At 71.7% G+C, this 6,061-nt stretch carries 5 protein-coding genes; 1 reads left to right on the forward strand and 4 read right to left on the reverse strand.

Annotated features, from left to right (window positions below; all coding sequences use genetic code 11):
• Positions 1 to 10 precede the first annotated feature (10 nt).
• Positions 11 to 1,237, forward strand: coding sequence for a threonine ammonia-lyase (gene ilvA / locus E1293_RS12250; RefSeq protein ID WP_132197077.1), 1,227 nt, complete (start codon positions 11 to 13; stop codon positions 1,235 to 1,237).
• Here the strand turns inward: ilvA and E1293_RS12255 are convergent, their stop codons facing one another.
• From E1293_RS12255 to E1293_RS12270, 4 genes are all read right to left on the reverse strand, one after another.
• Positions 1,238 to 2,659, reverse strand: coding sequence for a M1 family metallopeptidase (locus E1293_RS12255; RefSeq protein WP_132197079.1), 1,422 nt, complete (start codon positions 2,657 to 2,659; stop codon positions 1,238 to 1,240).
• Positions 2,660 to 2,782: 123 nt separating this feature from the next.
• Positions 2,783 to 4,405, reverse strand: coding sequence for a M1 family aminopeptidase (locus E1293_RS12260; protein ID WP_132197091.1), 1,623 nt, complete (start codon positions 4,403 to 4,405; stop codon positions 2,783 to 2,785).
• 82 nt (positions 4,406 to 4,487) lie between these two features.
• A complete protein-coding gene (locus E1293_RS12265; RefSeq protein WP_132197081.1) occupies positions 4,488 to 5,342 on the reverse strand; it encodes an RDD family protein in 855 nt (284 codons plus the stop codon).
• Between the two features lie 103 nt (positions 5,343 to 5,445).
• Positions 5,446 to 6,061 (reverse strand): RDD family protein (locus E1293_RS12270; RefSeq protein ID WP_132197083.1); only part of this gene is annotated, 616 nt, incomplete at its 5' end.

The following is a 6,061-nucleotide window of genomic DNA, read 5'->3' on the forward strand; positions in this document are numbered from 1 at the left end:
GGATCGGACAATGACCACCGTCAGCCTTGACGATGTCCGCGCTGCGCACGACCTGCTCAGCACGGTCGCCGTCGCCACCCCGCTCGTGCCCTCCCGGGTACTGTCCGAGCAGATCGGCGGGCCCGTCCTGCTGAAGTGCGAGAACCTGCAGCGCACCGGTTCCTTCAAGATCCGCGGCGCCTATGTGCGGATCGCCGGGCTGAGCCCGCGGGAACGGGCCGGCGGCGTCGTCGCGGCCAGCGCCGGCAACCACGCGCAGGGCGTCGCGCTCGCCGCGTCCATGCTCGGCTGCAAGGCCACGGTCTTCATGCCCGTCGGCGCCCCGCTCCCCAAGATCGCCGCGACCCGCGGGTACGGGGCCGAGATCGTCTTCCCCGGCCCGACCGTGGACGACTGCCTCCTCGCCGCGCAGGAGTACGCCGACGAGTGCGGCGCGGTCTTCATCCACCCGTTCGACCACCCCGACGTCGTCGCCGGGCAGGCGACCATCGGCCTGGAGATCATGGAGCAGTGCCCGGACGCCCGGACGATCGTGGTGCCGGTCGGCGGCGGCGGGCTGCTGGCGGGGATCGCGGCGGCGGCCAAGGGCCTGGTCAAGGAGGCCGGCGGCGGCCAGGAGATCAAGCTCATCGGCGCGCAGGCCAAGCGCGCCGCGGCCTTCCCGGCCTCGCTCGCCGCCGGCCGGCCCACGCAGATCGAGCTCGAGCCGACGATGGCGGACGGGATCGCCGTCGGCCGTCCCGGCGACCTGACCTACGCCATGTTCACCGAGCTGGTCGACGCCGTGGTCACGGTGACCGAGGAGTCGATCTCCCAGGCGCTGCTGCTCTGCCTGGAGCGCGCGAAGCAGGTCGTCGAGCCGGCGGGCGCCGCCGGGGTCGCGGCACTGCTGGAGCACGCGTACGCGGTCGAGCCGCCCGTGGTGGTGCTGCTGTCGGGCGGCAACATCGACCCGCTGCTGCTGTCGAAGGTGCTGCGGCACGGCCTCGCGGGCGCCGGCCGGTACCTCGTCGTCCGCTGCCGGCTGAAGGACCGTCCGGGCGCCCTCGTGACCCTGCTGGGCGAGCTGGCCGAACTCGGCGTCAACGTCCTGGACGTGATGCACGAGCGCGTGGCCGCCCGCCTGCACGTGGAGGAGGCCGAGGTCCTGATGCACCTGGAGACGCGAGGGGCCGACCACTCCGAAGACGTGATCGGCCGCCTGCGCGAAAAGGGCTACACCCTGACCCTGAGCTGATCAGAGGGAGGGCTTGCCCTCCGAGTAGAGCCAGGACTTTGCCCAGGCGTCCAAGTTCTCGTGGGAGAGGCGCGCGGCGAAGGCCACGAAGTCCTTCGTCGAGGCGTTGCCGTTCCGGTGCGCTGAGGGCCACGCCTTCAGCAGCCGGTAGAAGTCCTTGTCGCCGATGGTCTTGCGCAGGACGTGGATGGCCATCGCGCCCCGGTCGTAGACGAGCCCGTCGAAGATGTGGTCGCGGCCCGGGTCGGAGACCTTGCCCTTCCACAGGCCGTCGCCGACCGGGGTCGCGTAGACCCCGTCGAAGACCTGCTGAGCGGTCTTGCCGCCGTGCGCGGCCCCGTACAGCCACTCGGAGTACGTCGCGAAGCCCTCGTTCAGCCAGATGTCGGCCCACCTCGCCGGGGACACCGAGTCGCCGAACCACTGGTGGCCCAGCTCGTGCGCGAGCAGGTCCGGCGACGGGATGCTGCCCGGACGGCGGCCCAGGTCGTACACCGGGCGGCCCTGCGTCTCCAGCGCGTACCCGACCCCGGCCTTCACCGTGATCCCGCCCGTCGAGCTGAACGGGTAGCGCCCGTACAGCCCGTTCTCGAAGTCGGTGACCTCGGCGGTCTGCTCGTGGAACTTCTTCGCGTCCGCCGGCTTGATGGCCATGGCGTGGTCGGTGGCCGTCAGGTTCGGGATGCCGGCCTTCGTCCGCCCCGTGACGACGTCGTACTTGCCGAAGGCGACCATGGCGAGCTCACTGGCCATCGGGCTCCGCATGACCCAGCGCGTCGTCGTCCACCCGTGCTCGGACCACCTGCCGCGCAGGTCGCCGTTGGCCAGCGTGGTGAGGTCCTTCGGCGCCGTCAGCGTGAACGTGTACGTCGCCTTGTCGGTCGGGTGGTCGTTCACCGGGTACACGGCGGCGGCGCCGAACGGCTGGTTGAGCATCACCCCGCCGTCGGCCGTCGGGATCCAGCCGGACGTGCCCAGCGCCGGGTCGTTGATCGTCTGCGGGACGCCCGAGTACGCGACCGTCACCGTGAACCTCCGGTGCTCGCGCAGGCCCTTGCGCGGCGTGATCACGAGTTCCTGGGCGCCGGTCCGCTCGTAGGACGCCTTGTGCCCGTCCACCCGCAGCGAGGAGATCTTCAGCGGGCCGAGGAAGTCCAGGTCGAACCGGGACAGGTTCTGCGTCGCCCGCGCCTCGACCCGGGCGACGGCCCGGACCGCCTTCGTCGCCGGGTCGTACTTCAGGCCGATGTCGTAGTGGGCGACGTCGAAGCCGCCGTTGCCCATGTCCGGGAAGTAGGGGTCGCCCGCGCCGGGCGCGCCGGGCGTGAACCGCGCGGCCGCGCCGGCCGGCGCGGCGGTGACCGCGAGGGTCGCCGCGACGCCCAGCGTCACGGCGGCCAGGGTTCTGGGGGTTCTGCTCATCGACCTCGTCCTCGGTTCCCTCGGTAAGCCGTCACAACCGCGATCAAGACTTTCTCGTGATCAGGGCCGGTACAAGCGCGATTTGGTCTCAGATTGACGAGAACGAGGCCGTTCCAGAGCCCGTCACTTGGCCGGGCGGCCCTTCTGGTACAGCCAGTCGTCGAAGAAGGAGTCGAGCTTCTTGCCCGACACCTTGTTCGCGGTCGCGATGAACTGCTTCGTCGTCCCGCTGGAGTGCCGGTGCTCCTTCGTCCAGGTCTGCAGGATCTTGTAGAAGGTGTCCTCGCCGACCCGGCCGCGCAGCGCGACCAGCGCCAGGCCGCCCCGGTCGTACACCGAGCGGCCGAACATCTGCTTGCGGCCCGGGTTGCCCGGCGGGACGTCCCACAGCTCCCGCGCGCCCGGGCTCCCGTAGATCTCGTCGAAGTGCTCCTGCACCGTCTGGCCGCCGGACTTCTCGTCCCACAGCCACTCGGCGTAGGTCGCGAAGCCCTCGTTCAGCCAGATGTCCTGCCACCGCGTCAGGCCGACGCTGTCGCCGAACCACTGGTGCGCCAGCTCGTGCGCGACGATGGTCGGCTGGAGCCCGAACGACCCGTACACCGGCCGCGACTGCGTCTCCAGCGCGAACCCGACGTCGGCGTTGTCGATGATTCCGCCGGTGGAGGAGAACGGGTAGGGGCCGAACAGCTTCGACCACTCCTCGATGACGTCGCCGTTCAGCTTGTGGAACTGGCCGATGGGAACGCCCGGGGTGGTGGCGTCCACCGCGGTGATGTTCGGGATGCCGCTCGCCGTCTTGCCCGTCTGGACCGTGAACCGGCCGACGTCGACCGTCGCGAGGTAGGTGGCCATCGGGGCTTTGACGTGCCACTTCGACACCGTCGCGGCGTGCTGCGTCGCGGCGTGCCGCGCGACCGGTGTGACCGCGGGCCCGGAGGGCGGTGCGTTCGACGGCGGCTCGCTCGGTTCGCCCGGCCCGCCGGGCAGGCCCGGAATGCCCGGCAGCTCCGGCCCGCCGCCACCCGAGCTCACCGGCGGCGTCTCCGGCTCGCCGTTGGCGAGCACCGTCAGCCCCTGCGGGACCGTGATCTCGAAGTCGAACGTGGCCTTGTCGCTCGGATGGTCGTTGGCGGGGAACCAGGTGTGCGCGCCGCTCGGCTCGCACGCCACGAACACGCCGTCGGACGTGCGGATCCAGCCGTACTTGCCGAGCACCGGGTCCGACACCGGCTCCGGCGTCCCCGAGTAGGCGATCACCGCGGTGAACTTCGCGCCCTTCTCCAGGGGCTTGGCCGGGGTCACCTCCAGCTCGCTGCCGGCCCGCTGCTGCCGCGCGGGGGCGCCGTCCACCTTGATGGAGGACACGTCCAGGCCGGTCAGGTCCAGATTGAAGCGGGCGAGCCGGTCCGTCGCGGTCGCGGTGATCGTCGCGGTGCCGTCCAGCTGCTTCTCGCCGTCCGGCGTGATGGTGAGCTTCAGCCCGTAGTTCTGGACGTCGTAGCCCCCGTTGCCGTCGCCCGGCACGTAGTCGTCGCCCGCGGTCGTCGGCCCCGCCGGGCCGCTGACGGGCGGGCCCTTCGGCGAGCCGGACGCGCTCTCGCCCGGGTCGTCGAACGGGGTCTGGCAGGCTGCGGTCAGCGACCCCGCGACGGCCAGGGCGGCCAGCCCCGACACACCGCGGAACGCGCCGCCACGGACGGCCCGCGAGCCGCTTCGGCGGGGGCTGGGGGACTTTCCGGCCATATGCACGCCGTCCAGCCTGCCGGGCGGAGCCCCGCCCGGCAACTCGGATGCCCGGGACCGGGCCCCGGGGCCCAGGTCCCGGTCAGCGGTGGGCGTAGGGGTTCGGCTGGTACTGGTCGGCGCGGACGACGACGGTGTGCGCCACCTTGCAGTGCAGCGCCTGCTTGCGCGGGTCCCACAGGATCCACAGGACGTCGATCAGGCCGATGCAGCCGCAGATGCCGCCGAGCACGCTGTAGAACGCGGAGCGCCCCACGGCCTGGCCGGTGGTGATCGCCTGCCCGTCGTCCTCGCGGACGACCCGGATCCGCAGCAGCATCTTGCCCAGCGTCTGCCCCCACTTGGCGTGCATCAGCCAGTAGTAGAGGAACGCCAGCACGACGCTGATCGCGTTCGTCCCCACCTGGGCGCCGTTGTACATGGAGTCGCCCGGCTCCGGGTTGAACACGCGGTCCCAGTTGACGAACGGGATCGAGATCAGGCCCGTCACGATGCCGACGATGATGAGGTCGACGATGGCGGCGCCCAGCCGTGCCCAGCGGCTCGCGAGCTCGCCCGCCGGGTGGGCCTGCGGGCCCATGCCGTAGCCGGGCACGTCCCCGTAGCCCTGCTGGGCCTGGCCGGGGTACCGCTCGTACCCCTGCTGCCCGTACCCCTGCTGCCCGTACCCCTGCTGCCCGTAGCCCTGCTGGCCGTACCCCTGCTGCTCGTAGCCGGGCTGGCCGTACTGCTGCTGGCCGTAGCCCTGCCGACCGCCGTAGGGCTGATCGCCGTAAGGCTGCTGCTGCCCGTAGGGCTGTTCCCCGTACGGCTGCTGCTGGCCGCCGTACGGCGGGCCGCCGTAGGGACCCGGCTGTCCGGGCTGCTCCTGGTGCCCGTGCGGCCGGTTCTCTTCCGGCTCTCCCCCGGACGCGGGGTCGTGCGGCGGTTGCGTCATGCCGTCAGCGTCGCCGCGACGCGGCCGCGCAAACATCGCCGCGTCCGGGAGCCGCCCGAATGTTTACCCGCGGATGATCGGCGGTTGCCGGGGCGCCCGGCGGTCAGGACCGGGCGTACGGGTTCGGCGTCCACGGCGTCGCCTTGACCACCATCGTCCTCGCCACCTTGTCGTGCAGGGCCTGACGCTGGTCGTCCCACAGGATCCACGCGTTGTCGAGCAGCCCGGCCATGCCGAGGATCCCCGCGGCGGGCGACAGGAAGTTCAGCGCGAGCGTCGCGATGCCGATGACGTACACGAACGCCTGCCTGCCGAGCGCCTGGCCCCAGGTCACCGCGGAATGGTCCGAGGCCTTCACCAGCCGGATGCCGAACGCCCGCTTGCCGACCGTCTGACCCCATTTGACGTGCAGGATCGCGTAGTAGGCGAAGCCCAGCAGGAACACGATCGCGTACCCGCCCAGCAGCCGCGGGATGTCGTAGAGGTCCATCGGGTTCGTGATCGGCTCGCCGGACTCGATGGAGTCCTGCATCTTGTCCCAGCGGATCGAGAGCAGCACGACCGGTGTCGCCGCGACGCTGAGCAGGATGCTGTCCAGGATCCCGGCGCCGAGCCGCGCGAGCCGTCCGGCCCGCATGTCCTGCGGGCCGCCGGGATAGGGGGCGCCGGGAGGCCCGTAGCCGGGCCGGCCGTAGCCGGGCGGGGGCGGCGCTTGGGGC

The sequence above is a fragment of the Actinomadura darangshiensis genome, from assembly GCF_004349235.1.
Taxonomy (GTDB): Bacteria; Actinomycetota; Actinomycetes; order Streptosporangiales; family Streptosporangiaceae; genus Spirillospora; species Spirillospora darangshiensis.

Coding starts and splice junctions, on each gene's coding strand:
- ilvA (WP_132197077.1), top strand. CDS start 11: ATGACCACCGTCAGCCTTGACGATGTCCGCGCTGCGCACGACCTGCTC.
- E1293_RS12255 (WP_132197079.1), bottom strand. CDS start 2,659: ATGAGCAGAACCCCCAGAACCCTGGCCGCCGTGACGCTGGGCGTCGCG.
- E1293_RS12260 (WP_132197091.1), bottom strand. CDS start 4,405: ATGGCCGGAAAGTCCCCCAGCCCCCGCCGAAGCGGCTCGCGGGCCGTC.
- E1293_RS12265 (WP_132197081.1), bottom strand. CDS start 5,342: ATGACGCAACCGCCGCACGACCCCGCGTCCGGGGGAGAGCCGGAAGAG.